The organism is Stutzerimonas kunmingensis (genome assembly GCF_014764705.1).
Taxonomy (GTDB): Bacteria; Pseudomonadota; Gammaproteobacteria; order Pseudomonadales; family Pseudomonadaceae; genus Stutzerimonas.
The window spans coordinates 83,865-108,736 of record NZ_JACXXG010000001.1 but is presented as its reverse complement, the minus strand read 5'-3'; the positions used below and the strand labels follow the sequence as shown (position 1 = coordinate 108,736).

The window sequence follows — 24,872 nt, the reverse complement described above, 5'->3', positions numbered from 1 at the left end:
GACCCACATGAAAGATCGCCTGTTCGTCATCAGCCAGTACGTGCTGCCCCATCACCTCATCTCCCGCCTGGCTGGCTGCCTGGCCGAGTGCCGGCTGCCGTGGGTGAAGAACACCTTCATCAAGTGGTTCGTTCGGCATTTTCAGGTCGACATGCGCGAGGCCCAGGTCGAGGAGCCCACGGACTACGAGCACTTCAATGCCTTCTTCACCCGCGCATTGAGAGACGGTGCCCGCCCGCTGGATCAGACTCCGGGCGCCATCCTCAACCCCTGCGACGGCGCCATCAGCCAGCTGGGCCGGATAGAACAAGGCCGTATCTTCCAGGCCAAGGGCCACAGTTACAGCGCCATGGAGCTGCTTGGCGGCGATCACGAACGCGCTGCTCCGTTCATGGGCGGCGCGTTCGCCACGGTCTACCTCTCGCCCAAGGATTATCACCGCGTGCATATGCCGGTCAGCGGCACGCTGCGGGAAATGGTCTACGTGCCGGGGCGCATCTTCTCGGTCAACACGGTCACGGCGCAGGGCGTGCCGGAGCTGTTCGCGCGCAACGAGCGGGTGGTCTGCCTGTTCGATACCGAGCACGGGCCGATGGCCATGGTGCTGGTCGGCGCGATGATCGTCGCCAGCATCGAGACCGTCTGGGCCGGTCTGGTCACACCACCCAAGCGTACCTTGAAGACCTTCCGTTACGACGAAGCGGCGCGTGCGCCCATCCACCTTGAGAAAGGCGCCGAGATGGGCCGTTTCAAGCTGGGTTCGACGGTGATTCTGCTGTTCGGGCCGGAACAGGTGCGCTGGGCTGAACAACTGGGGCCGCTGAGCCCCGTGTGGATGGGCGAAGCGCTGGGCCAGGCGACGCTCAGCCCAACCGTCGCCGACCCGCTCGAAACCCTCTGATTCCCGCCCCCGCGACGTTCGGCAGCCCATAACTGCCGAACGTCGGCTAATATCATGAAGCCATCATTCAGTCCTGCCCGCTGCGGCAGATATTGATAGAGTTCTCATTAATCATGCCCTGACCGCCGCGGAGCCAACCGTTTGGATAGACAGAGCCATCATCTGCTGTTGCGCGCACCAGCGCCCACCCGGCAGACCCTGTCCTTCTGCGACGCCAGCGTGCGCGGCGTAACCGGCTGGCTTGCCGGCTTGCCGAAAGCCAACATCGGCGAAACCGCTCGCCAGCTCTACCAGGCGCTGATCGAACTCAATCAACTGCGAATCGCCACGGAAACCCGCCTGCAGATGCTGGAACTGCTGCGGCCGGACGTGCAGTTCGTCTGCACCCAGCTGGAAAAGCACTTCGTCAACCAGCCCATCGTGCTCAGCGAGCGACCGCGCAAGGTCGCCGGTCTCTGTCAGGCGCTGCAGAATCACCTGGCGGTCGGCTACAAGTTGATCGTGGTGCGCGTGGTATCCCAGCCCGAGCGCGACCGACATCAGCTGCTATCGATCGCCCTGCAACGCGCCATTCACAGCCTCGGCGCCTTGCTGATCCGCTCCACCCAGCTCTACAGCCCGGCTGCTGCCGGGTTGTGGCTCGAGCTGCACCAGCTCTATCAGCTGGCAGTCGAGCATGGCACCGAGCGCCTGCTGCTGCGCGATCCGCTGGCGCGATACTCCAAGGATCTCACCGCTGAGCAGAGCTACCTCGCAGCGCTGCTGCTCGGTTGCGCGCGCTGCAATCAGTTGCGTCAGCAGAGCATCGTCAAGCTGGCCGCAGCACTGGAGGCCTGGGGCGCCATGGCGCAGATCCAGGCGGCCAGCGCCGCCAGCAGCCTTTTCCTCCTGTCTCCGCTGGTGGACGGGCCGCCGCGCTACCGTTCGCTGTTTCCCGACAGAAATCAGCAGAACCTGCTCGGCATTGATACCCGGATGCTGGTCGGCATGATCGATGAGCACCTGCGCCTGGCGCCCGACAACCGCCGGCTGAGCCGTCTGCCAGCCGCCGCAGGACTGGACGACGATCTGCTGCGCCACCTGAACTCGGCCTGGGGCGCCATCTCCGAACGAACCTTCCAGCGCACGCCGGCAAAGGGCACGCTGGCGCTGTGTATCGGCATGACCGCGCTGCACTATCAACTCGCCGGTCAGCGCGCCTTCAACGAAGTGCTCGAACTGCCCGGCACCTCGAATCGAGCCGTGTTCAAGCTGCACAACGGCGCCGCGGATGTCTGGGCCAACGCATTCGATGCACAGAGCAACAGCATCGAACGCCTGCCGGACAGCGACCATATCGAGTTCGTCAGACCCGATGTTTCACGCGCAACGCCGGCGACCAGAGCAGCCGCATCTGCATCGACGAAAGGTAAGTCCACCAGCAGCGAAGATCATCCGATCTATCAGGTCCAGCTGGTGGACCATAGCCCCGGCGGTTACTGCCTGGCCTGGGAAGGCGAGGTGCCCAGCCTGCTGCAGACCGGCGAGCTGTTGGGACTGCGCGAAGACACCGGGCAAACCTGGAGCGTCGCCGTGGTGCGCTGGATTCGCCAGGTACGCGGCGGCGGCACGCAGCTGGGCATCGAACTGATCGCACCGCAGGCCAAGCCCTGTGGTCTGCGCCTGCTGCGCAAGGTCGACCAGGGCAGTGAGTACCTGCGCGCCCTTCTGTTGCCGGAGATCGCCGCGATCTCCCAGCCGGCAACCCTGATCGCGCCACGCCTGCCTTTCCAGGAGGGGCACAAGGTTCAGATCAACCGTAACGGCGAGGAAGAGCGCGCCGTGCTGAACCAACGCCGTGCGGCTACCGGCAACTACAATCAGTTCGAATACCGCTCCCTGGGCCAGGTCGCACCGGAGCGAGAGACGCCTGTCACAGGCTGGAAAACCCACACTGCGGGCGGGGATGAAGATTTTGACTCACTCTGGAAGTCGCTGTAGATTGCCGAGTCTCGCACTCCTGCCTGCCCGCGCCGCTTTGGCGCGCACTTAAGCTGTTGCCATGGCCCTGCAAAAGAAAACCATCCGCCTGCTGATTCTCGAAGACTCGCAGAACGAGGCCGAGCGCCTGGTCAGCCTCTTCCGCAATGCCGGACAGGCGACCCGGGTGCATCGACTCACCTCCAGCGACGATCTGGCCGAAGCCCTGAAACAGACCTGGGACCTGCTGATCAATGCACCGCAGAGCGAGAACCTCGACCCCAGCGAGGCCATCAACGCCATTCGCCGGCAGGCCAAGGACATCCCCATCATCCAGCTCACAGCGGGCAACGACGCCGAAGCGATCACCGAAGCGCTGATGCTCGGCGCCCAGGATGCTCTGCCGCAGGGCGAGGACGAATGGCTGCTGCTGGTGGCCAATCGCGAACTGGCCAATCTCGAAGAGCGCCGCGCGCGCCGTTCAGCGGAAGTGGCGCTGCGTGAAGCGGAAAAACGCTGCCAGCTCTTGCTCGACAGTTCGGTGGACGCCATTGCCTACGTGCACGACGGCATGCACATCTACGCCAACCGCGCCTACCTCGAACTGTTCGGCTACGACGACGTGGAGGACCTGGAAGGCATGCCGATGATCGATCTGATCAGCAGCGCCGACCAGAGCCGTTTCAAGACCTTCCTGAAGAACTACCAGAGCATGGAAGGCAGCGCCGAGCTGGCCTGTGGGGGCGTGCGCGCCGATGGCGACACGCTGAAGACACGCATGCACTTTTCGCCGGCGGCCTATGACGGCGAGCCCTGCATTCAGGTGGTGATCCGCGCCGAGAACGACAGTGCCGAACTGCAGAAGCTGCGCGAGATCAGCAGCCAGGATCCGGTAACCGGCCTGCTCAACCGCAACAGTTTCCTCGAAGTGCTGGACACCGCGGTAGAGCGCGCGGTCAATGCCAGCCAGCCCGCCAGCCTCGCCTACATCCGCGTCGATCGGTTCGCCGCGCTGCAGGCAGACATCGGCCTGACCGACTCCGACCAGTTGCTCAACCAGCTCGCCACCCTGTTGCGCGGTCACTTCCCCGGCGAAGCCCAGCTGGCTCGCTTCGCCGATGATGTCTTTGCGGTCCTGCAACCCGGGGTCATTCCGCAGCAGGCCGAGCCGGAGCTGCGCAAACTGCTGACCAAGGTCGAAGGCCAGCTGCTCGATGTCGGCGGTCGCACGGTGCAAACCACCCTCAGCATCGGCGTAGCCGGCCTCGACGAGAAAACCGCCAAGGCTCAAGACGCGATCGAGCGCGCGCACCGCTGTGCCGATGAGCTGAGCGACGGCAATGCGCTGAAGCTCTACAACCCGGCCGACGAACTGGCGGCAGCAGCCAACCGCGGCGACATCGTCGCGATGCTCAAGCAGGCGCTGGAAAGCAACAGCTTCCGCCTGCTGTTCCAGCCGATCATCAGCCTGCGCGGCGACAGCTTCGAGCACTACGAAGTGCTGCTGCGGCTACTCGATCCGCAGGGTGTGGAAGTCCCACCGAACGAGTTCCTCAGTACCGCGGCCGACGCCGGCCTGGCTGCCAAGATCGACCGCTGGGTCATTCTCAATTCCATCAAACTGCTCGCCGAGCACCGCGCCAAGGGCCATCGCACGCGACTGTTCCTGCACCTGTCCGCCGCCAGTATCCAGGACCCCAGCCTGCTGCCCTGGCTCGGCGTCGTGCTCAAGGCTTCGCGCCTGCCAGGCGATTCGCTGGCCTTCGAGTTCGGTGAAGCCGATGCCGTGGCCTATCTCAAACCGGCCAAGGCGCTGGCCCAGGGACTCAACGGCCTCGGATGCCGCACCGCGCTCGCCCAGTTCGGCTGCGTGCTCAACCCATTCAATACGCTCAAGCATCTGGATGCCGAGTTCATCAAGGTCGATGGCTCCTACACCCAGGATCTGACCCGCCAGGAAAACCAGGAAGCGCTCAAGGCCCTGCTCGCCGAACTGCATGAGCAGCAGAAGCAGAGCATCGTGCCGTTCGTCGAAAGCGCGACCGTACTCGCTACGCTGTGGCAAGCCGGCGTCAGCTACATCCAGGGCCATTATCTGCAGGGCCCGAGCCAGTCGATGGACTACGACTTCGCCTCCGACGAGGAGTGATGCGCCGCCGGGCCGGCAGCCTCCCGTCGGCCCCAGCGCCACCAGACAATCCACCTCAGCTTGACTACGATCACTGGCCAGCCGCAGCGCTGAGCTAGAGTGTCCGGAAGCCTTCAACTCGAAGAGGAGCCGCACCATGGTCATGATGAAAGCTGCCGTGTTCGTCGAACCGGGCCGCATCGAACTGCAGGACAAGCCCATCCCCGAGATCGGCCCCAACGATGCCCTGCTACGCATCACCACAACCACGATCTGCGGCACCGACGTGCACATTCTCAAGGGTGAGTATCCGGTCGCGCCCGGCCTGACGATCGGCCACGAGCCGGTAGGCGTCATCGAAAAGCTGGGCAGCAACGTCAAGGGCTACCAGGAAGGTCAGCGCGTCATCGCCGGGGCCATCTGCCCGAGCTTCACCTCCTACGCCTGTCAGGACGGCCTCCCCTCGCAGGACGGCGGCTGCTCCTGCCATGGCTACAAGCCCATGGGCGGCTGGCGTTTCGGCAACAGCATCGACGGCACCCAGGCCGAGTACGTACTGGTACCCGACGCCATGGCCAACCTGGCGCCCGTACCGGACGGCCTGACCGACGAACAGGTGCTGATGTGCCCGGACATCATGTCCACAGGGTTCGCCGGCGCCGAGGCGGCCAATATCAAGATCGGCGACATCGTGGTGATCTTCGCCCAGGGGCCCATCGGCCTCTGTGCCACCGCTGGCGCCAGGCTCCGCGGTGCGGGCACCATCATCGCCGTGGACGGTGTGGATGCGCGGCTGGATATCGCCCGGAAGATGGGAGCGGACGTGACGCTCAACTTCCGCAATGTCGATGTGGTGGAAGAGGTTCTCAAGCTAACCGGCGGCCGCGGCGTCGACGCCTCCATCGAGGCGCTGGGCCTGCAATCGACGTTCGAGAGCGCATTGCGAGTACTCAAACCGGGCGGAACGCTGTCCAGCCTGGGCGTCTATTCCAGTGACCTGACCATTCCGCTCGGCGCTTTCCATGCGGGGCTTGGCGACAACAAGATCGTCACCTCGCTCTGCCCGGGCGGCAAGGAGCGCATGCGCCGACTGCTCAATGTGGTCGCCTCGGGCCGGGTCGATCTCGGCCCGCTGGTCACCCATCAATATGCGCTGGACGACATCACCGACGCCTACGACCTGTTTGCCAATCAGCGCGATGGCGTGCTGAAGGTGGCGATCAAACCCTGAAGGCACTGCAAGGCATGAGTGACAAAACTAGAGCCCCGGATCGATTGATCCGGGGCTTTGCGTTGTTCGAGCCTGCAGGCGCGCTTTATTCCGTGCCGTCGCGATCGCGGAAACCCAGCAGGTAGAGAATCCCGTCCAGACCCAGGGTTGAAATCGCCTGCTTGGCCGACTGCTTGACCAGCGGCTTGGCGCGGAAGGCAACGCCCAGGCCGGCCAGACCAAGCATCGGCAGGTCGTTGGCGCCATCACCCACGGCGATGGTCTGCTCCAGACACAGCCCTTCCTGCTCGGCCAGCTGGCGCAGCAGATCGGCCTTGCGCTGGGCATCGACGATCGGCTCGACCGCCACGCCGGTGACCTTGCCGTTTTCGATCTGCAGCTCGTTGGCGAATACGTAGTCGATGCCCAACTTGGCCTGCAGCTGCTTGGCGAAATAGCTGAAGCCGCCGGACAGGATCGCTGTCTTGTAGCCCAGGCGCTTGAGTTCGGCGAACAGCACTTCGGCACCCTCGGTCAAGCGCAGGCTGGCACCGATGTCCGCCAGCACGTCTTCCGACAAGCCTTCCAGCAGCGCCAGGCGCTCCTTGAAGCTGGCGCGGAAATCCAGCTCGCCGCGCATCGCCCGCTCGGTGATCTCCGACACCTGCTCGCCAACACCGGCGGCCTTGGCTAGCTCGTCGATGACCTCGGCCTCGATCAGCGTCGAGTCCATGTCGAACACAGCCAGCCGGCGGTTGCGCCGGTAGACCGAATCGCGCTGGAAGGCGATATCGACATTGAGCTCCTGCGCCACGCTGAGAAATTCGGCGCGCAGCGCCGCGGTATCGGCCGGCTCGCCGCGCACCGAAAACTCGATGCAGCCTTTGCCCAGTTCTTCAGGCATGTCCAGCGGCATGCGTCCAGACAGGCGGTCGATATGGTCGATGTTGAGCCCGTACTTCGCCGTGATCGAGCTGACCCGCTGCAATTGCTCGGCGGTGACCTTGCGCGTCAGCAGGGTGACGATGTGCCGGGACTTGCCCTGCCCGGCCACCCAGTGCTGGTAGTCGGCCTCGGCCACCGGGGTGAAGCGCACCTGCTGGTCATGCTTGTAGCCCATGAACAGGACGTCCTTGAGTACCGACGAGGCGCGCTCGTTATCCGGAATCTCGATCAGAATGCCGAACGACAGCGTGTCATGGATCACCGCCTGGCCGATGTCGAGAATGTTCACGCCACCCTGGGCGAGCACGCCGGTGATGGCCGCGGTGAGGCCCGGTCGATCTTCACCGGTGATATTGATCAGGACGATTTCGCGCAAGGCGCAGCTCCCATGGCAGGCAACGAAGGCGGGCATTCTACATCAGCTGACCAGCGCGCTGGACAAGCCCCGCGGCAGGCACATCGCGCTCCACCACGATGACCCTGGACGCAATTCGTCAGCTTACCGTCGCAGACCTTCAGCGCCCCCCGTGCTTTCCGTATACTGCTCGGCAATTTCCCGACGAGAAGAGCCGCGCTCTGTGAACCGGCCCGCATCCGTAAAGCCAGACAACTTCTTCCTCATGCTCTATCGCGCAGTACGCCAGCATCGCGTGCCGCTGGTGCTGCGTATTGCCAGCCATACGCTGCTGCTGGTGGCGCTGGCGCTGATCATCTACGCGTGGGTGATCGGCATGCAGTTCAAGCATGCCATGGAGCAGCAGGCCGATGCCCTCGGCCAGAGCCTGGTCACCCAGACGGCCGCCTCGGCCACCGATCTGCTGGTGGCCAACGACATCCTCAGCCTCAACGTACTGCTGAGCAATCTGGTGAAGAATCCACTGGTCGCTCACGCAGCGATCTACAGCGTGGACAATCGCGTGCTCGCCGAGTCCGGAACCCGGCCTCAGCAGGGCCTGCTCGGGGACGATAACGGGCTTTATTCAACACCAATCAGCTTTCAAGAAGTGATTGCCGGGCATCTGCGCGTGAGCCTGGACATGCAGCAGTTTCAGCAGCCGATGACCATCAGCCTGCAGAGCATGGGACTGCTCAGCCTGATCCTGCTGGCGTTGACGCTGATGCTGAGCCTGCGCCTGGGCCGGCAATTGGCGACGCCCTTGATGCAGCTGCGCCTGTGGCTGCGCGACCCGGACGACCCCGCCCCGGGTGCCGGACGGCAGGACGAGATTGGCGACCTTGCGCGCCAGCTGCAGGCACGCCTGGTGCCGGAGAAGCCCGAGGCGGAGCTTGACCTGAGCGATGCACTGGACGACGACTATTTCGACCAGGGTGACGACCACAGCATTGACTCACGATCCCCCGCAGCGCAACCGGAGCGCTTCGATATCGAGCTGGACGACGAGTCACATCGCCCACGCGGCTTTTCCGCGAACGCTGATGACGACGTGCAGCAGCTGGACGATGACGTCCCGTTCGAGCTCCCGTCACTGGGTACCCCGAGCGTACAGCCTCCTACCCCGCCCCAACCTACGCGCAGCGCCGTGCTGGCCATCCAGCTCGGCGGGCAGGAACAATTGCGCCGCTTGCCGCGGCCGCGCCTGACCGAACTGCTGCAACGCTATCGAGACTGCCTGCAACAAGCCGCGACGCTTTACCAGGCCGAGCTGCACACGCTCAACGATGGCAGCAGCCTGATGTTGTTTCATAGCCAGGACGACGAGCAGAACTACCTCACCCACGCGATCTGCTGCGGCGAACTGATGCGTGCGCTGGGCCATGCCTTGCAGATCGACGTCGCCGACAGCGGCATCACGCTGCAACTGCAGCTCGCCCTGACCCAGGGCGATGGCCTGTTCGACCTGAGCCAGGGCGACCTGCTGCTCAGCCAGCCGGCGCAGGCCGCGCTGGATATGTCGCTGCACAGCCGCAACCTGCTGCTGGTAGAGGGCAGCATCAGCGAGGACCGGCTGATTCAGCAGCGCGCGCGTATCCGCCCGATTGCCAGTCCGGAAGGCGCCTGCTGCGTCGAGCGCCTGCTGGACCCATACCCCTCGCTGCTGGAACGCCAGCTGACGCGCATGCACGAACTACGCAGCCGCACCCACTGACGCAAGCCATACGGTCGTAACAAACGACCGTTGACCTTTGACCTTTGGTCGAGCCCGCAGTCGCAACCAGCCCGAGAAAATGAAAAAGCCCGACCAGATCACTGGCCGGGCTTTTCAATGCGCTGGCTGCAACAGCAGCCGCGACAGGGTCAGAAGCGGAACACTTCCATATCCGTACGAATGGGTTCGGCGGCCGGGATGCGCGGTGCCGGTGCCTCGGCAGACTTGCTTACCTGTGGCTTGGCAGGGGCAACCTTGGGTGCGGTCTTGGCTACCAGGGTAGGTTCGACCGCATCGGCGACCATCTCGCTCAGGCGCTGCAGCAGAACGCTCTGCGCCCGCACCTGGTCGCTCGCGCTGCCCTGGTGCTCCTCCTGCAGGCGCACCAGTCGACTGCCCAGGTGCTTGCCCGCCTTGTCGCGCAGACGCCATTGCGCCTCGAGTACCGCCGGGAATTCGGGGCCGGAATCAAGACGCGTGATGGACAGCTCGATCTGCACTTCTGGCGTAAAGCCTTCGTCGGCCGGGCCAAGCACCAGGCTCTGCGTATCCAGACGCCAGGCCAGCTGGCGCAGCAACACCTGCTCGACGTCGGCCTTCAGGCTGCCCGCCCAGTGGGCGCGCTGGCCGTCGACGGCCAGGCTGCCGTCAGCCAGACGCTGAAGCAAGGCGTCACGCTGCAGATAATCGGCAAGCGTCACCGGTGCCAGCAGCACGGCGGCGCCATCGGTTCGCTCAGGCACTTCAGTCGTACCGCTGTCCAGTCGGTACATTGGCGCAGGCTGCAGGCCGATGCAGCCTGTCAGCCCCATGCTGGCCAGCAACAAAACAGTCGGAACACGCAGCAAATTCTTCATTACCGTCATAACACCAGAGTTCAGGCCGCTCGCGATCATCAGATCGCCAATGCCTCGTGCATATGTCTCGTCGGACAATCGACTCCGCCGACGCGAAAGAAAGCACCGGGCAACATGCCGCAGGCTGGAAAGGCCGCTATCTTCCGTGAAAGCGGCCTTCGATTCCAGCGCCAATACGTTTGGTCATGCTTCGACCAGCAAGCCTTCGACGCGTTGGAAGCCTCGTGGCAGCTTGTTGCCGCGCCTGCCACGCTCGCCTTTGTAGTGCTCCAGATCCTCGGCCTTGAGCGACAGCGTGCGCTTGCCCGCCTGCAACACCAGTGTCGCTCCGGTCGGCAACACAGCGAGATCGACCAGATACTCCTCGCGGCTCGCGACCCGCTCGCCGGGGATGCCGATGATCTTGTTGCCCTTGCCCTTGCCCAGCTGCGGCAGATCCCGCACCGGGAACACCAGTAGACGGCCCTCGGTCGTCACTGCAGCCAGCCAATCCTCCTCGCGACTGGCCAGCGGCCGCGGCGCGACGACCTTGGCGCCTTTCGGCAACGAGAGCAGCGCCTTGCCCGCCTTGTTCTTGGCCTGCAGATCTTCGCCCTTGACCACGAAACCGTAGCCTGCGTCCGAGGCAATCACGTAGAGCGCCTCATCATCGGGCAGCATCACGCATTCGAAACTCGCGCCCGGCGGTGGCGTCAGCCGGCCGGTGAGCGGCTCGCCCTGGCCTCGCGCCGAAGGCAGCGAGTGCGCCGCCAGCGAATAGCTGCGCCCAGTTGAGTCGATGAACACCGCATATTGGTTCGAGCGCCCGGCCGCAGCTGCCTTGAAGCCATCCCCGGCCTTGTAGGACAGCCCGCTGGCATCGACATCGTGGCCCTTGGCGCAGCGCGCCCAGCCTTTATCGGAGATCACCACGGTCACCGGCTCGGACGGCAGCAGCTCGTTTTCCGACAACGCCCGCGCCTCGGCACGCTCGACGATCGGCGAGCGGCGATCGTCGCCGTAGGTTTCCGCGTCCTCGATCAGCTCCTTGCGAACCAGTTTCTTCAGCTTGGTTTCACTACCCAGCAGCGCCAGCAGCTTCTCGCGCTCCTTGGCCAGCTCGTCCTGCTCGCCGCGGATCTTCATCTCTTCCAGCCGCGCCAGCTGACGCAGGCGGGTGTCGAGGATGTAGTCGGCCTGCAGCTCGGAGAGCTCGAAGCGCGCCATCAGCACCGGTTTGGGCTGATCTTCGGTACGGATGATGTGGATCACTTCATCCAGATTGAGGAAGGCCACCAGCAAGCCTTCCAACAGGTGCAGACGCCTCTCGACCTTGTCCAGGCGGAACTGCAGGCGACGGCGCACGGTGCCGATGCGATAGGTCAACCACTCGCTGAGCAGAGTGCGCAGGTTCTTCACCTGTGGGCGACCATCGAGCCCGATCACGTTGGTGTTGACCCGGTAGCTGGACTCCAGATCGGTGGTGGCGAACAGGTGCTGCATCAGCGCTTCGACATCGACCCGGTTGGAGCGCGGGATGATGACGATGCGACAGGGGTTCTCATGATCCGACTCATCGCGCAGGTCGGCGACCATCGGCAGCTTCTTGGCCTGCATCTGCCCGGCGATCTGCTCGAGCACCTTGGAGCCGGACACCTGGTGCGGCAGCGCGGTGACCACGACATCGCCGTCTTCGACACGGTAGACGGCCCGCATGCGAACGGAACCTCGACCTGTCTCATAGATCTTCAGCAGGTCCGCACGCGGCGTGATGATCTCCGCCTCGGTCGGAAAATCCGGCCCCAGCACATGCTCGCAGAGCTGCTCGACACTGGCGCTCGGCTCGTCGAGCAGACGTATGCAGGCGCTCGCCACTTCACGCAGGTTGTGCGGCGGCACATCGGTGGCCATGCCCACGGCGATGCCGGTGGTGCCGTTGAGCAAAAGGTTGGGCAGGCGCGCCGGTAGCGTCGCCGGCTCGTCGAGGGTGCCATCGAAGTTCGGCACCCACTCCACCGTACCCTGCCCCAGCTCGCTGAGCAGCACCTCGGAATAACGCGACAGCCGGGCCTCGGTGTAACGCATGGCGGCGAAGGACTTGGGATCATCCGGCGCGCCCCAGTTGCCCTGACCATCGACCAGCGTGTAGCGATAGCTGAACGGCTGCGCCATCAGCACCATGGCTTCGTAGCAGGCACTGTCGCCATGCGGATGAAACTTGCCGAGCACGTCACCGACGGTACGTGCGGACTTCTTGTGCTTGGCGTCGGCGCCCAGGCCGAGTTCGCTCATGGCATAGATGATGCGCCGCTGCACCGGCTTCAGGCCGTCGCCAATATGCGGCAGTGCGCGATCCATGATCACGTACATGGAGTAGTTGAGGTAGGCCTGCTCGGTGAAATCGGCGAGGGAGCGACGCTCCACGCCGTCCAGGCTCAGGTCGAGGGATTCGCTCATCAGCAGTTTTCTTCAGCAAAGGATGGATGACTCACGACTGCTTGCTCGCCGAACTTGAGCAAGTTGCCGTGGGCGTCGATGACATAAAGTTCTTGCATGCCCCAGGGCTGCATAACGGGCGCGTCCAGGACCAGGCCACGCTGACAGAACTCCCGGTACAGCGCCTGGCAATCGCCGGTACGTATGTAGCAGGAGGTGTTCTCGGCAACGTGGCGCTCCGTGCAAAGCCAGAAATGCAGCTGCGCACCGTCGCGCTCCACGATCAGGTAGTCAGTGGCCTGCAGCACGACCTGGAAACTCAGATAGGTCGTGTAGAAGCCGCGGCTTTCATCGAGATTCAACGAAGCCAGGACAGGTACCGTGGACTGTATGAGCGCCCTCATCGGCCTTGCCCCCGAGGCAGTTGCTGACGCAGCACCAGGGTGCCAGCACGCTGGGTGAATTCAAGCTGTTTCAGTGCGCTCATACCGAGCAGCACCTGTTCGCTGCGAAAGCCGGGGGCGACGATGGCACGCACGTCGTGCAGGCGGATGTCACCAAGATCAAGGCTCGACAGCACGGTGCGATAGCCGGTGGTCTGGCCATTGGCGGTATGCAGCATCACCGGTGCGCCACGCTCCAGTCTCAGCCGTTCGGCCAGCTCGGCCGGCACCGCGACATCGGTGGCACCGGTATCGAGCAGAAAGGTGACCGGCTCACCATTGATCCGCCCGCTGGCAACGAAATGGCCTTGCACGTTGCCGGCCAGCTGCACTTCGATCTGCTCGCCCTGCAGCTGGGAAACCGGCTGCCGATTGGGGTTGAACCGGTCCTCTTCCCAAGCAGCGAAAAAACGGGTGGCCAGGAACAGCCCGACGCCCCAGGCGAGCACCAGCATCACGCGCCCGGCGCGCCGCCCGGCGGTCTGGCTCACGGCTTCGCACCCCAGCCGCCATCAGGCGCGGCAAAACGCCATACAATCGGGTGCTTTTCGCCATCACTACGGGCCTTGCCGTTATTGTCGACCCCGATCCACGCACCTTCGGCATCGACCCACAGCGCCTCGGCGTTGCCAAAGGGCTCAGCGTAGCGGCGTTCCTCGGTCAAGGCCTCCTCGGCGAATGACCAGCAACGCTCCACCGCGCCAGTGGCGGGGCTGCGACGACAGACGCGGTAGGCCGAGGGCTCGAGCACGAAAAGCTTGTCGGCGAAGAACGCCACCGCCGAGAAGCTCTTTGGCAGCGGCGCATCGCCCAGCGCAGCGGGCGGCAGCTGATCGCCCCCCTCGGCCATCAGCACGCAGCCGCCCGTGCACTGCCAGCTGCTCTGCTGGCGATGCAGCACCAGAAGACCGCGGCGCTCGCGTTCGGCCGCCAGCCACATGCGCTCAGCCTTCGGATCGACCGCGATCCCTTCGAACAGCGCGTTGAAGTGCCAGAGCATGCCGCTGGCCCGCGCCTGTCGTACCAACGTATCGGGCAGGCGCAGCCATTCCGCCGTACCCGCCGGGCTGACCCGCAGCACACCGGCATGAGCCTCGCTGACCACATAGCGATTACCCAGGCTGTCACAGCTCAGGCCTTCGAAATCCAGCTGACCACCCCGCACCTGGCCGCTGGCCCAGGCGCGCATGCGCATGCCCCAGGGCAAGCTGCTGTCCGGCGGTGGGCCCGCCTCGAAACGCTCAGGCTCGGCCTGCCAGGGCGAGACGCTGGTATCCAGACGATAGAGAACATCGTCCTCGCGATCGGAAACGGCCCACAAGGCATCGCCGCACCAGGCCATTCCAGACAGGTTGCCACCGGCCATTCCGGCCACAGGGTGCTCTCCGAGCAGTTTCAGTTCGGGCGCCGGCTCGCTGGCCCAGAGCGGTGCCGAAGCCAGACTCAGCGCAGCCAGCCAACGGCGAATCAAACCAGCACCTCGGCGAGATTGCCCTTGGACTCGAGCCAGCTCTTGCGGTCGCCGGCGCGCTTCTTGGCCAGCAGCATGTCCATGATCTCGCGGGTGCCCTCGAAATCATCCAGGGTCAGCTGTACCAGTCGACGCGTGTTGGGGTCCATGGTGGTCTCGCGCAGTTGCGGCGGATTCATCTCACCGAGGCCCTTGAAGCGGGTGACCTGAGGCTTGCCGCGGCGCTTCTCGGCGACCAGGCGCTCGAGGATGCCGTCGCGCTCGGCCTCGTCCAGCGCGTAGAAGATGTCCTTGCCCAGGTCAATGCGATACAGCGGCGGCATGGCGACATAGACATGGCCGGCCTCGACCAAAGGGCGGAAATGCTGAACGAACAGGGCGCAGAGCAACGTGGCGATGTGCAGGCCGTCGGAGTCGGCGTCGGCGAGGATGCAGATTTTGCCGTAACGCAGCTGGCCCAGATCGGCCGCGCCCGGATCGACGCCGATGGCGACGGCGATGTCGTGTACTTCCTGGCTGGCCAGCACTTCGCCGCCGTCGACCTCCCAAGTGTTAAGTATCTTGCCGCGCAGCGGCATGATCGCCTGGAACTCCTTGTCCCGCGCCTGCTTGGCCGAGCCGCCGGCCGAGTCACCCTCGACCAGGAACAGCTCGGCGCGCATCGGATCCTGCCCGGCGCAGTCGGCCAGCTTGCCCGGCAGCGCCGGGCCCTGAGTGATCTTCTTGCGTTCGACCTTCTTGCCGGCCTTGAGGCGGCGCCCGGCGTTGCTGATCGCCAGCTCGGCCAGTTGCATGCCCAGCTCCGGGTGGGCATTGAGCCAGAGGCTGAAGGCATCCTTGACCACACCGGAGACGAAGGCGGCGGCTTCGCGGGACGACAGGCGCTCCTTGGTCTGCCCGGAGAACTGTGGCTCCTGCATCTTCATCGAGAGGACGAAGGCGATGCGCTCCCAGATGTCTTCCGGCGCCAGCTTCAGCCCGCGCGGCAGCAGGTTGCGGAACTCGCAGAACTCGCGCATGGCATCCAGCAGGCCCTGCCGCAGACCGTTGACATGGGTACCGCCCTGGGCCGTTGGAATCAGATTGACGTAGCTCTCCTGGACACTCTCGCCACCTTCCGGCAACCACAGCAGCGCCCAGTCCACCGCCTCGGTGTTGCCAGCCAGGGCTCCGACAAAGGGCTCGTCGGGCAGGCGCAGGTAATCGCTGACCGAGTCGACCAGATACGAACGCAGGCCGTCCTCGTAGTGCCACTCGACTTTCTCGCCGCTGCCCTTGTCTTCGAAGCTGACGCTCAGCCCCGGACAGAGCACGGCCTTCGCCTTGAGCACATGCTTGAGGCGGCTGATGGAGAATTTGGGGGAATCGAAGTATTTCGGATCGGCCCAGAAACGCACGCTGGTACCGGTGTTGCGCTTGCCGACGCTGCCGATGACTTCCAGGTCGGTGGCCTTGAAGCCGTCGGCGAAGCTCATGCGGTATTCGTTGCCGTCGCGCTTGACGGTCACCTCGACCCGAGTCGACAAGGCATTGACCACCGAGATGCCGACCCCGTGCAGACCGCCGGAGAATTGGTAGTTCTTGTTGGAGAACTTGCCGCCGGCGTGGAGCTTGGTGAGGATCAGCTCGACGCCCGGCACGCCCTCTTCCGGGTGAATATCCACCGGCATGCCACGGCCGTCGTCGATCACTTCCAGCGAATTGTCTTGATGCAGGATCACCTGAACCGAGCGGGCATGGCCGGCGAGGGCTTCGTCGACGCTGTTGTCGATGACTTCCTGGGCCAAGTGGTTGGGCCGCGAGGTGTCGGTGTACATGCCCGGGCGCTTGCGCACCGGGTCGAGGCCGGAAAGAACCTCGATGGCTTCTGCGGTATAAGACATCTGTCTGGCACTGTCCTTATGTTCTGAATGAATCAGCCCTTGCGGGCAGCGAAAGTCTGCGCAACGCCGGAATGAAATGGCCAGTCCGGGTTCGCGAAACCACCCTGCCGCTGACCGGCCGCACGAACGTTGCGCCGCGCATCAGCAACCTTTCAGAGCCGATCAAGCCATGCCTGCGGCTCGAAGCCGGCAAAGGCCAGCAGCGCCGGCAGACGCTCGGCAAACCCCTGGAAGCCATGGTCGCCACCGTCCTGAATGCGCAGTGCACAGCCACGGTAGAACTGTGCGGCGTCACGGTAATCCAGCGTTTCATCGCCTGTCTGCAGCCAGACCTGATAGCGCTCGGCATCCTGCGGTGGCGAGGTTTCCAGTTCCGCCAAGGCGGTCACATGATCTTCGGTGAGGTCCCAGACTTCCCCGCTGTACAGGTTGGTCTGCGGCCCGAGATAACCGTCGAACCGGCGGTGCGGTGTCACGGCCGGATTGATGAGCAATGCCTTGAGGCCATGGCGCTCGGCGAGGTGCGTCGCATAGTAGCCGCCAAGCGAGCTGCCGACCAGCAGCGGTCGGCCGAGCTCGCCCAAGCAAGCTTCGAGCTGAGCGATGGCCTGACGCGGATGATGATGCAACGCGGGGACCCGCAAGCGTTCGGCCATACCCAGCGTCTCCAGCGCAGCCGACAACTGGCTGGCCTTCTGCGAGACCGGCGAGCTGTTGAGACCGTGGATATAGAGAATCGAAGGCGAATAGCTGGACATGGATACAGTTCGTAGGAAAACCGCAAGGCTACAAGGCACATGCCGCCGTCTGCAAGCAGACTGGCGGCATGATGGGGCGGGCTTGGGGTATCTCCTGCCAACTGCCGCCAGCGCGTGTCACTGGGCGCCGGGCCGCGTCAATAGCCCTTGACGCTGTAGTCGATCTCGAACTCGATACCGCTGACCCGGGAAACGCCCGTCTCCAGCTGTCCATCGGTGTACAGCCGCAGCCAGCGATAACCCGGCGCCACGCTGTCGACCTGAAAGTCTTCGCTCTGCGGGGCGAACTGCACGCCGGTCGATGGCGACGCCAGCAGGCGTACGTCGTTGCGCCAGCTATCGAACTCCTGGTGGATATGGCCCCAGAGCAGTGCACGCACGTTGCTATGACGATCCAACACCTCAAACAGAGCGTCAGGATTGCGCAGCCCGATGGTGTCCATCCAGCGGCTGCCGATGGATACCGGATGATGGTGCAGGCAGATCAGGTGGTGATGGTCCGGCGCCTCGCTCAGCGCACGCTCAAGCAGCTCCAGCTGATCGTTGCGCAGCATGCCGAACACCGAGCCCGCCACCAGCGTATCGAGCATGACTACCCGCCAGCCAGCGATCTCCAGCACCGGTTCCATCAGCGCACTGCCACGACAGGCCTCACGCATCGCGGCCAGCTCGTCGTGGTTCCCCGGGCACCAGCGCGCCGGCGCTTCGATGCGCTCGGCGAGCCGCCGGAACCGCTGATAGGATGCCACCGAGCCGTCCTGCGAGAGATCGCCGGTGGCGAGGATCAGGTCGATGCGTGGCTGCTCGTCGATGGCCAGCTCGACCACCCGTTCCAAGCTGTCACAGGTATTCATACCCAGCAGCTTGCCGTCCGCTTCGGCAAACAGATGGCTGTCGGTGAGCTGCACCAGCAGAACCGAATCTTCAACAGTCAGGGACGCACCAGGCAATGCCCTTCTCCTTGAGCTAAATCGCAACGGAATTATGGTAGGTGCCCGGCGGGGGGGTAAACCTCAGGATGCGGGCTTGGGTCACAGAACGGCGCAGCGCATCCAGGGCGAATCACACGCAGTATCAGCCCATCAAGACTGGACGCAAGGGGTCAGAGCACCGGCTCCAGCTCGTGTCCGCAGGCCAGGCAGTGGCCCAGCCATTCGCCGAGGAACAGATTGAGCTGGTTCTTCTCGTCCGGCTGGTGCATCTGCGCGTTGGGGTAGTGATAGATGCCGCGGAAACGCCGCGCATTCTCGGCGCGGATGACTTCGGCCATTCGCACATCGTGGTATACCCGCACCTCCATCTTCGGCACCGGCAACCAGGTCAGACAGTTCTCCTGACTGACCTGCAAGGTCGTGGTGTAAGGGCAGCTCTCCAGCACCTCGAGCACCAGCACACCGAGCAGCATGTCGCCCTGACTGATTGCGATGCGGCGCGCTTCGCAGCCGTTGCGCATGCCCGGCAGCAGCCGCATCAGGCGCAGGTAATTGGCCTCGCAGGCCGACTGCAGTTCGAGCAGGTCGACTCGGTATCGCTCGCGCGTCTTTCTCATGTCCACGCCCCCCGCACCTGCTCGCGATTCAAGGCCAGCCACTGCAGTGCAATGATGCTGGCCGCGTTGTCGATACGACCCTCGTTGACCGCGCGGAGTGCCTGCTGTAGCGGCCAGACATGCACGCGAATATCCTCGCCTTCCTCGGCCAGACCGAAGACGCCTTGCGCGCCTTCGCTGTCGCAGCGGCCGATGTAGAGATGCACCTGTTCATCGCTGCCGCCCGGAGACGGAAAGTACCGCGTGATCGACCACAGCTCGCCCAGCTCCAGCCCGGCTTCTTCGATCGCCTCGCGCCGGGCCACCGCGTCGGGCGCCTCGTCCTTGTCGATCAGCCCGGCGACCAGTTCGATCAGCCAGGGATTGTCGACCTTGCCCAGCGCCCCGACGCGAAACTGCTCGATCAGCACCACCCGATCGCGCCGCGGATCATAGGGCAGCACGCACACGGCGTCATGCCGCACGAACAGCTCGCGACTCAACTCCGCGCCCATGGCGCCGCTGAACTGGCGGTGACGCAGGTGCAGGCGCTCCAGCCGGTAAAAACCGCTGAAGCATTGCTCTCGTCGGAGGATCTGGACATCATCCGGACCGGGCTTGAAGGTTTCGCTCATCGGGTACTACTCATATCGGTTTGAACCGCGCCGTAAGTGACGGCGGGCGACTGCAACCGTCACAACGTGAGCGGCTTCGTCGCCATCCTAACGCGGCATCGTCGCTGGCGCAGCCCTTTGCAGACCACCGTAGCCGAAGAAAGCTCCACCTGCAGCGCCGCACGAACTTCAGCTGTCTTCGGCAATCGAAAGCGCACTGCCATGTCTGGACCAACCATGAATCGAACCGCCTCCATCCGCACTCTGATCCTCTTGGGCAGCCTTGTCGTGCTGCTGAGCGGCTGCCAGCACCTCTCCTCCGAACGTCCGGTGGAGGTGCGCCAGAACCTCACCGAGCAGCGCCCGCAGGGCTGCCAGGGCGAAGACTGCCCGCTGGTGAACATCGACACCCTGACCTTCGCCGATGAACCCGAACTGAACAGCCTGATCGACGCGCGCCTGCGTCGGATGACCATCAATGGTCCGGATGATCGCCTGCCCGATTCGCTCGAGCGTTACCAGCAACAGTTTCTGCGCGCTGCCGAGCCGGGCTGGAGCAGCTACCTGCAAGCCAAGCTGCGCGAGCAGCACGGCGACATCCTGATCGTCGAGCTGTCCAGCTATCTGTACGTCGGCGGCGCCCACGGCATGCCCGGGCGTGGCTTCATCAACTATGATCGCGAGCAGAACCGCGAGCTGCGCCTGGAAGACCTGCTGATTCCGGGACAGGAAGGCAGCTTCTGGCGCGTCGCGCGCCAGGCCCATCAACGCTGGCTGGTGGAGAACGGCCACGCCCAGGACGCCGAGTTCCTCGACTTCTGGCCCTTCCAGCAGACCGCCAACATTGCACTGCTGAAAGACAGCGTGTTGCTCAAGTACGACGTGTATAGCATCGCGCCGTACTCGAGCGGGCACCCTGAACTGTTCATTCCCCATGAACAACTCGAAGGCATCTTAAAAGCGAAATATCTCTGACCGAGCCCTACGTCGGCGGCACTCGTGCCCGCCGCCGGTGGATCCAATCGACGATCTCCTCGCGTGGCGAGTAGCCATCGACCGTGGCACGCATGACCAGCCTAACCTGCTCGAAGTCGTCACGGTCCAGCCCCTGCAGGAGTCTGTCCAGCACATCGCAGAACTCGGCCCATGGCAGGCAGGCTTCGTTCGCCGACATGATCATCGGATGCTGGGTCGGGGTGACGTTGTCGCCAATCAGCAACTCCTCGTAAAGCTTCTCGCCCGGCCGCAGGCCGGTGAACTGTATGGCAATGTCGCCGGCAGGATTGCTTTCGGAGCGCACGGATAGTCCCGACAGGTGAATCATCTTCTCGGCAAGCTCGACGATTTGCACCGGAGAGCCCATGTCGAGCACGAACACGTCCCCGCCCTGCCCCATTGAGCCTGCCTGTAGCACCAGCTGGGCAGCCTCGGGGATGGTCATGAAATAACGGGTGATCTTGGGATGGGTGACAGTGACAGGCCCACCCCGGCGAATTTGTTCGCGAAACAGCGGTATCACCGAGCCGGACGACCCCAGCACATTGCCGAACCTGACCATGGTGAAGCGTGTCCGGTTCACATGGTTGACGCCCGCCTGCCCATACAGCACTGGCGCCGTTTCGCTGCTCAGGGCCTGCAGGGCCATTTCCGCGAGGCGCTTGGTGCTGCCCATGACATTCGTCGGGCGCACCGCCTTGTCGGTCGAAATCAATACGAAGTGAGAAACACCCGCCTGAATCGCCGCCTGCGCACAGTTGAGCGTGCCGATCACGTTGTTCATCACGCCTTCGGCGACGTTGTGCTCGACCATTGGCACATGCTTGTAGGCCGCAGCGTGATAGACGCTATCGACGCCCCAGGTGCGCATCACGTCGAGCAGCCGATCGGCATTGCCGACCGAGCCCAGGATGGGGATCAGCTCCAGCTGAAGCGCCCGCTCACCGACCTGCTGCTCGAGCTCGGCGTGGATGGCGTACAGGTTGTATTCACTGTGGTCAAGCAGAAGCAGCACCGTTGGCGACAGCCGCAGGATCTGGCGACTGAGCTCGGAGCCGATCGACCCCCCCGCGCCAGTGACCAGCACGACCTTGCCCTGTATGCAGTGTGCCAGCAGCCTCTCGTCCGGGGCGACGCTGTCGCGCCCAAGCAGGTCGGCGATATCGACCTCTTGGAGATCTTCCACCTTCACCCGGCCGCTTGCGAGATCCATGAACCCGGGTACCGACCGGACGTGCAGCGGATATCGCTCCAGATCGGCAAGAATCTCCCGACGCCGCGCCCGGCTGGCGGATGGAATCGCCAGCAACACTTCGCTAGCCCCCGTGTCTCCGATCATCTGATCGATATGCCTGGGCTTGTACACCTTGAGCCCGGCAATGACCCGATTGGCCAAGTCGCCATCGTCGTCGATGAAGGCAACCGGACGCATGGCACGCCCCATTCGTAACGCCGCCGCCAGCTGATTGCCGGCCGCGCCCGCGCCGTAGATGGCTACACGCGTCAGGCCGTCGTCACGTCCGAACGGGACGGCCAGCATGCCGGCGTACCAGTCACCCAGCACGTACTGTCGCAACAACAGGCGCAGCCCGCCGAGCAGCATCAGGCTGATCCACCAGTAGTTGAATACCAGCGAGCGCGGCACCAGCGCTGGCGCATCGCGATACCAGTAGATCGCCAGCGCCAGCAGCAGCGAAGAAAACGTCACCGCCTTGGCAATGGTGATCAGCGCATCGTTGCCGAGATAGCGCATCACCGCTCGGTACATGCCGATGCGGATGAACAGCGGAATAGCCAGCACCGGGGCCAGGGCGAACAACCAGGCATGCCCTCCGAGCGGCTCGATCGGGCCGAACGAGCCCAGCCGCACCACGAACGCCAGCCACAACGAGATCCATACCAAGATGACATCGGCCAGCACCTGCAGCAGGCGCTTGTACCGTCGGGGCAGGCCCAGTAGGCGATCACGCAACATTCATTTCATTCCCCTACCGTCAACGTCATTCGTCCCAAAACCGCGCATGTGCAAATCGCCACCTCGCAACGCCATCATCTGGCCGTCTCAGCCGCACCGGCGCCAAGCCAAAGGCAGAGGCACAACAAGGGCACATAGGCGATCAGCATGGCCGTCGCACCGTCGACTCCGCCCAAGGCCACCCCCGCCGCCCAGGGCAGAAGCCAACCCAGGTTGATCAGTCCAACCGCAATCGTCACCGGCGCATGGCGGCTAAAGCGCCGCGCCGCAGCCTGATACGCATGGCTGCGATGAGCCTGATAGACAGCTTCGCCCCGCAAAAGACGACGGAGCAAGGTGAAAGTTGCGTCGACGATGAACACGCCGAGCAAAATCAGCCAGCTCCACAGCAGCTGCGGATGCTGCCAGGTGGCCTGCAGCACAAGAATGCCGATCACGATGCCGAGAAAGCCGCTTCCCACATCGCCCATGAATATGCGCGCCCGCGGGAAGTTCCAGAACAGAAACCCCAGCACCGCGCAGGTCAACAGCAGCTCGCTCGCGCCCCCAGCCATCAGGGTGAACGCACCCGCATCCACGGCAGCGTAGCAGAGCACGGCCCCGCCACCGGCACAGATGGCCTGCACCGCCGCTATGCCATCGATGCCATCCATGAAGTTGTAGAGATTGAGCAACCAGACCAGGAAAACAGCGGCCAGCACGTGCCCCACCCAACCTAGGTCGAACGGCACCCCAAACAGAACCACTGGCGGTAGCCCGCCCAGCCAGAACAGTGACCAGGCGGCCGCCACGAAATGACCCAGCAAGCGCCAGCGTGCTGCGATATGGCCATGGTCGTCGGCAAAGCCGAGGGCGGCGACGCCACCACCGGCCCCCAGCAGGGCGATCATCAGGTCACTTTCGAGCCCGGCGCAAAGCCACAGCGCCAGCAGCAGCGAAAGAAACACCAGGACAAACGCCATGCCTCCCCCGCGAGGGGTTGCAACCGTATGCGAGCTGCGTGCATTGGGCTTATCCAGCAGGCTGCGCTGCAAGGCATAGCGGCGCAACAGCCCGGTCAGACCGAAAGCGGCCAAGGTCGCGAGCAGGAAGAGCGCCCAGCTCATACTTGCCGCCGCCGGATATAGTCCGCCGCAGTTGCGCGCAGCGCATCATCCACACCGACGGGCGGCGCCCAACTCAGCAGTGAGCGGGTCTTGCCGATGTCGACCTGAAGTGAACCACACAGCCGGTCGAAGGCGGCGCGCTTGCCGAGCATCCGGGCGAGGAACTCCAGTTGCCCCCCGGGGACCGGCAGCAAGCGCACCGGCGTATCCAGCGCCGCACCCAGACGCCGAAGCAGATCCGGGGTCGCGAGGTCCTCGCCGTCACTGGCGAGCAAGGTCTCGCCGGCAGCGGCCGGGTGATCGATGCAGGTGCACAGGAGGTCGACGAGGTTGTCCAGGGCGACCAGGCTTCGCTTGTTCTCAACGGCACCGAGCGGCAACGGGATGCCCCTCATCAGCCAGTCCATCATGCTGCGGAAATTGCCCTTCACGCCGGGGCCATACACCAGCGGCGCGCGAACGATAACGATCTCCAGCCCCGTCTCCCGGGCGAGCGCCCGCAACCCCTGCTCGGCCTCGAGCTTGGATAGCGCATAGGGATCGGCCGCCTGCGGCAGGTCATCGGCCGTGAAGGGCCTGCCAGCCGGCGTCGACTCGCCGTTGACCTTGATCGAACTGATGAAGATGAACCGCCGCGCGCCCGCCGCCACGGCGCTGCGTGCCAGCTCGAGCGTGGCGTCCACATTGATCTTGCGAAACTCCGCCAGCGGATCCGCGGCCTCGTCCTGCATGACATGGACCCGCGCCGCGCAGTGAATGACCGTATCGACATTTTCGACCGGCGAACCCGCGGCAAAGGTGCGGCTGAACGAAACGGGCACGGGAACCACGCCAGCAGGCCATAGCGAATCCACACGGCGCGCCCAGGCGAGAGCCTGCACGTCCGGACAGGCGACCAGGCGCTGCAGCAGCGCGCCCCCCACGAAGCCGGTTCCTCCGGTTACTAGAATCTTTCTCTTCAAGCTCAGCGTCTCTCTGCCATACGCAGCCATCCCTGACTGCCAGGCGGCAATTCTACGCACTCTCGCTCGCACGTGTCGGGCAAAGCCGCGAAACATCGAACGGCCGGCAGATCACCCTCCAAGACGGCGAGTCCGTCTGTCGCGCGCCGCGGCGAGATGCGACGAAATCACGCGCCAAACTGATATCATTGCGCCACTTGAGCAAACCGAGATCGTTCCAGCGCACTCCTTACCGGAAGAATGCCCATGACTGATGACTCTGCCGACAGACGCCACCTCCACTCGCTTCGCGCGCACATCGACGCGTTACTCGCCGCAGGCGCATCGCTGGAAGGACGGGACCCGGTTCGCCTCTCTCTCAACGGCCAGACCTTTCTGGTTCGCCATGGCATGCTGGTCAGCGAAAACGACGACCTCGACGCTATCGAAACCCTGTCGAAGATCGAGTGGGATAACGAGCAGCAACGCAACCAGGCAATCGAGCTGTGCCTTCACCATCTGTCGCAGGCCATCGACCAAACGGAGTTGAGCTTACGACTCTGGAATAGTGACGAAGCCTGAGCTTGAAATGATGCGTTAGGTAACGCTGGGGGTCAGCGCATCGCCAGCGTTG

At 64.1% G+C, this 24,872-nt stretch carries 21 protein-coding genes; 7 read left to right on the top strand and 14 right to left on the bottom strand.

Features of this window, described 5'->3' with window-relative positions; translation table 11 throughout:
• The first annotated feature begins 7 nt into the window (after positions 1-7).
• The 4 genes from asd (at position 8) to IEG05_RS00515 (ending at position 6,219) form a co-directional block, all read left to right on the top strand.
• Positions 8-901: an archaetidylserine decarboxylase gene (gene asd, locus IEG05_RS00530; protein ID WP_191121451.1), complete on the top strand. Its 894-nt coding sequence runs from the start codon at positions 8-10 to the stop codon at positions 899-901.
• Between the two features lie 141 nt (positions 902-1,042).
• A complete protein-coding gene (locus IEG05_RS00525) occupies positions 1,043-2,881 on the top strand; it encodes a molecular chaperone (protein ID WP_191121450.1) in 1,839 nt (612 codons plus the stop codon).
• Positions 2,882-2,942: 61 nt separating this feature from the next.
• Positions 2,943-5,009 (top strand): GGDEF/EAL domain-containing response regulator, encoded by a 2,067-nt coding sequence (locus tag IEG05_RS00520; RefSeq protein ID WP_044316002.1) that lies wholly within the window; start codon positions 2,943-2,945, stop codon positions 5,007-5,009.
• A gap of 136 nt (positions 5,010-5,145) precedes the next feature.
• Complete coding sequence (locus tag IEG05_RS00515) at positions 5,146-6,219, top strand: NAD(P)-dependent alcohol dehydrogenase (RefSeq protein ID WP_041015879.1); 1,074 nt, start codon at positions 5,146-5,148, stop codon at positions 6,217-6,219.
• An 85-nt stretch (positions 6,220-6,304) separates the two neighbouring features.
• On the opposite strand, the gene serB is transcribed toward IEG05_RS00515, so the two are convergent.
• Positions 6,305-7,519, bottom strand: a complete 1,215-nt coding sequence (gene serB / locus IEG05_RS00510; protein WP_023444899.1) for a phosphoserine phosphatase SerB — start codon at positions 7,517-7,519, stop codon at positions 6,305-6,307.
• 202 nt (positions 7,520-7,721) lie between these two features.
• Here serB and IEG05_RS00505 point away from each other — a divergent pair, with 202 nt between their 5' ends.
• Positions 7,722-9,251, top strand: coding sequence for an AhpA/YtjB family protein (locus tag IEG05_RS00505; protein ID WP_125860053.1), 1,530 nt, complete (start codon positions 7,722-7,724; stop codon positions 9,249-9,251).
• Between the two features lie 149 nt (positions 9,252-9,400).
• Here the strand turns inward: IEG05_RS00505 and IEG05_RS00500 are convergent, their stop codons facing one another.
• The 10 genes from IEG05_RS00500 to IEG05_RS00455 form a co-directional block, all read right to left on the bottom strand.
• Positions 9,401-10,108 (bottom strand): PqiC family protein, encoded by a 708-nt coding sequence (locus IEG05_RS00500; protein ID WP_023444897.1) that lies wholly within the window; start codon positions 10,106-10,108, stop codon positions 9,401-9,403.
• Positions 10,109-10,291: 183 nt separating this feature from the next.
• Positions 10,292-12,544, bottom strand: coding sequence for a DNA topoisomerase IV subunit A (parC, locus tag IEG05_RS00495; protein ID WP_045667037.1), 2,253 nt, complete (start codon positions 12,542-12,544; stop codon positions 10,292-10,294).
• Positions 12,544-12,927, bottom strand: a complete 384-nt coding sequence (locus IEG05_RS00490) for a bleomycin resistance protein (RefSeq protein WP_191121449.1) — start codon at positions 12,925-12,927, stop codon at positions 12,544-12,546. The genes parC and IEG05_RS00490 overlap by 1 nt, the downstream gene beginning before the upstream one ends.
• A complete protein-coding gene (locus IEG05_RS00485; RefSeq protein ID WP_191121448.1) occupies positions 12,924-13,457 on the bottom strand; it encodes a TIGR02281 family clan AA aspartic protease in 534 nt (177 codons plus the stop codon). The genes IEG05_RS00490 and IEG05_RS00485 overlap by 4 nt, the downstream gene beginning before the upstream one ends.
• The gene (locus tag IEG05_RS00480) at positions 13,454-14,437 is read right to left on the bottom strand and encodes an esterase-like activity of phytase family protein (protein ID WP_191121447.1); all 984 of its coding nucleotides are present in this window, start codon (positions 14,435-14,437) and stop codon (positions 13,454-13,456) included. The genes IEG05_RS00485 and IEG05_RS00480 overlap by 4 nt, the downstream gene beginning before the upstream one ends.
• Entirely contained in the window at positions 14,434-16,320 is a 1,887-nt protein-coding gene (parE, locus tag IEG05_RS00475) for a DNA topoisomerase IV subunit B (protein WP_191121446.1), read from the bottom strand. The genes IEG05_RS00480 and parE overlap by 4 nt, the downstream gene beginning before the upstream one ends.
• Positions 16,321-16,472: 152 nt before the next feature.
• Positions 16,473-17,078, bottom strand: coding sequence for a YqiA/YcfP family alpha/beta fold hydrolase (locus IEG05_RS00470; protein ID WP_191121445.1), 606 nt, complete (start codon positions 17,076-17,078; stop codon positions 16,473-16,475).
• A 137-nt stretch (positions 17,079-17,215) separates the two neighbouring features.
• On the bottom strand, positions 17,216-18,028 hold the full coding sequence (gene cpdA / locus IEG05_RS00465) for a 3',5'-cyclic-AMP phosphodiesterase (RefSeq protein WP_191121444.1): 813 nt from the start codon (positions 18,026-18,028) through the stop codon (positions 17,216-17,218).
• A gap of 152 nt (positions 18,029-18,180) precedes the next feature.
• Positions 18,181-18,627 carry a DUF1249 domain-containing protein gene (locus IEG05_RS00460; RefSeq protein WP_191121443.1) on the bottom strand — a complete coding sequence of 149 codons (447 nt, stop codon included), beginning with the start codon at positions 18,625-18,627 and terminating at the stop codon, positions 18,181-18,183.
• Positions 18,624-19,241 (bottom strand): NUDIX domain-containing protein, encoded by a 618-nt coding sequence (locus tag IEG05_RS00455; protein WP_191121442.1) that lies wholly within the window; start codon positions 19,239-19,241, stop codon positions 18,624-18,626. Before IEG05_RS00455 ends, IEG05_RS00460 begins: the two co-directional genes overlap by 4 nt.
• A gap of 216 nt (positions 19,242-19,457) precedes the next feature.
• Between IEG05_RS00455 and IEG05_RS00450 the strand changes: the two genes are divergently transcribed.
• Entirely contained in the window at positions 19,458-20,195 is a 738-nt protein-coding gene (locus tag IEG05_RS00450; RefSeq protein WP_023444888.1) for an RsiV family protein, read from the top strand.
• A 7-nt stretch (positions 20,196-20,202) separates the two neighbouring features.
• Here the strand turns inward: IEG05_RS00450 and IEG05_RS00445 are convergent, their stop codons facing one another.
• The 3 genes from IEG05_RS00445 to IEG05_RS00435 all read right to left on the bottom strand — a co-directional run bounded on the left by IEG05_RS00445 (position 20,203) and on the right by IEG05_RS00435 (position 24,259).
• Positions 20,203-22,191, bottom strand: coding sequence for a polysaccharide biosynthesis protein (locus tag IEG05_RS00445; protein WP_014818921.1), 1,989 nt, complete (start codon positions 22,189-22,191; stop codon positions 20,203-20,205).
• A 74-nt stretch (positions 22,192-22,265) separates the two neighbouring features.
• Positions 22,266-23,297, bottom strand: coding sequence for an MraY family glycosyltransferase (locus IEG05_RS00440; RefSeq protein ID WP_191121441.1), 1,032 nt, complete (start codon positions 23,295-23,297; stop codon positions 22,266-22,268).
• Positions 23,294-24,259 (bottom strand): NAD-dependent epimerase/dehydratase family protein, encoded by a 966-nt coding sequence (locus IEG05_RS00435; RefSeq protein WP_080583086.1) that lies wholly within the window; start codon positions 24,257-24,259, stop codon positions 23,294-23,296. Before IEG05_RS00435 ends, IEG05_RS00440 begins: the two co-directional genes overlap by 4 nt.
• Before the next feature lie 246 nt (positions 24,260-24,505).
• Here IEG05_RS00435 and IEG05_RS00430 point away from each other — a divergent pair, with 246 nt between their 5' ends.
• A complete protein-coding gene (locus tag IEG05_RS00430) occupies positions 24,506-24,820 on the top strand; it encodes a hypothetical protein (RefSeq protein ID WP_042921066.1) in 315 nt (104 codons plus the stop codon).
• Positions 24,821-24,872: the final 52 nt, after the last annotated feature.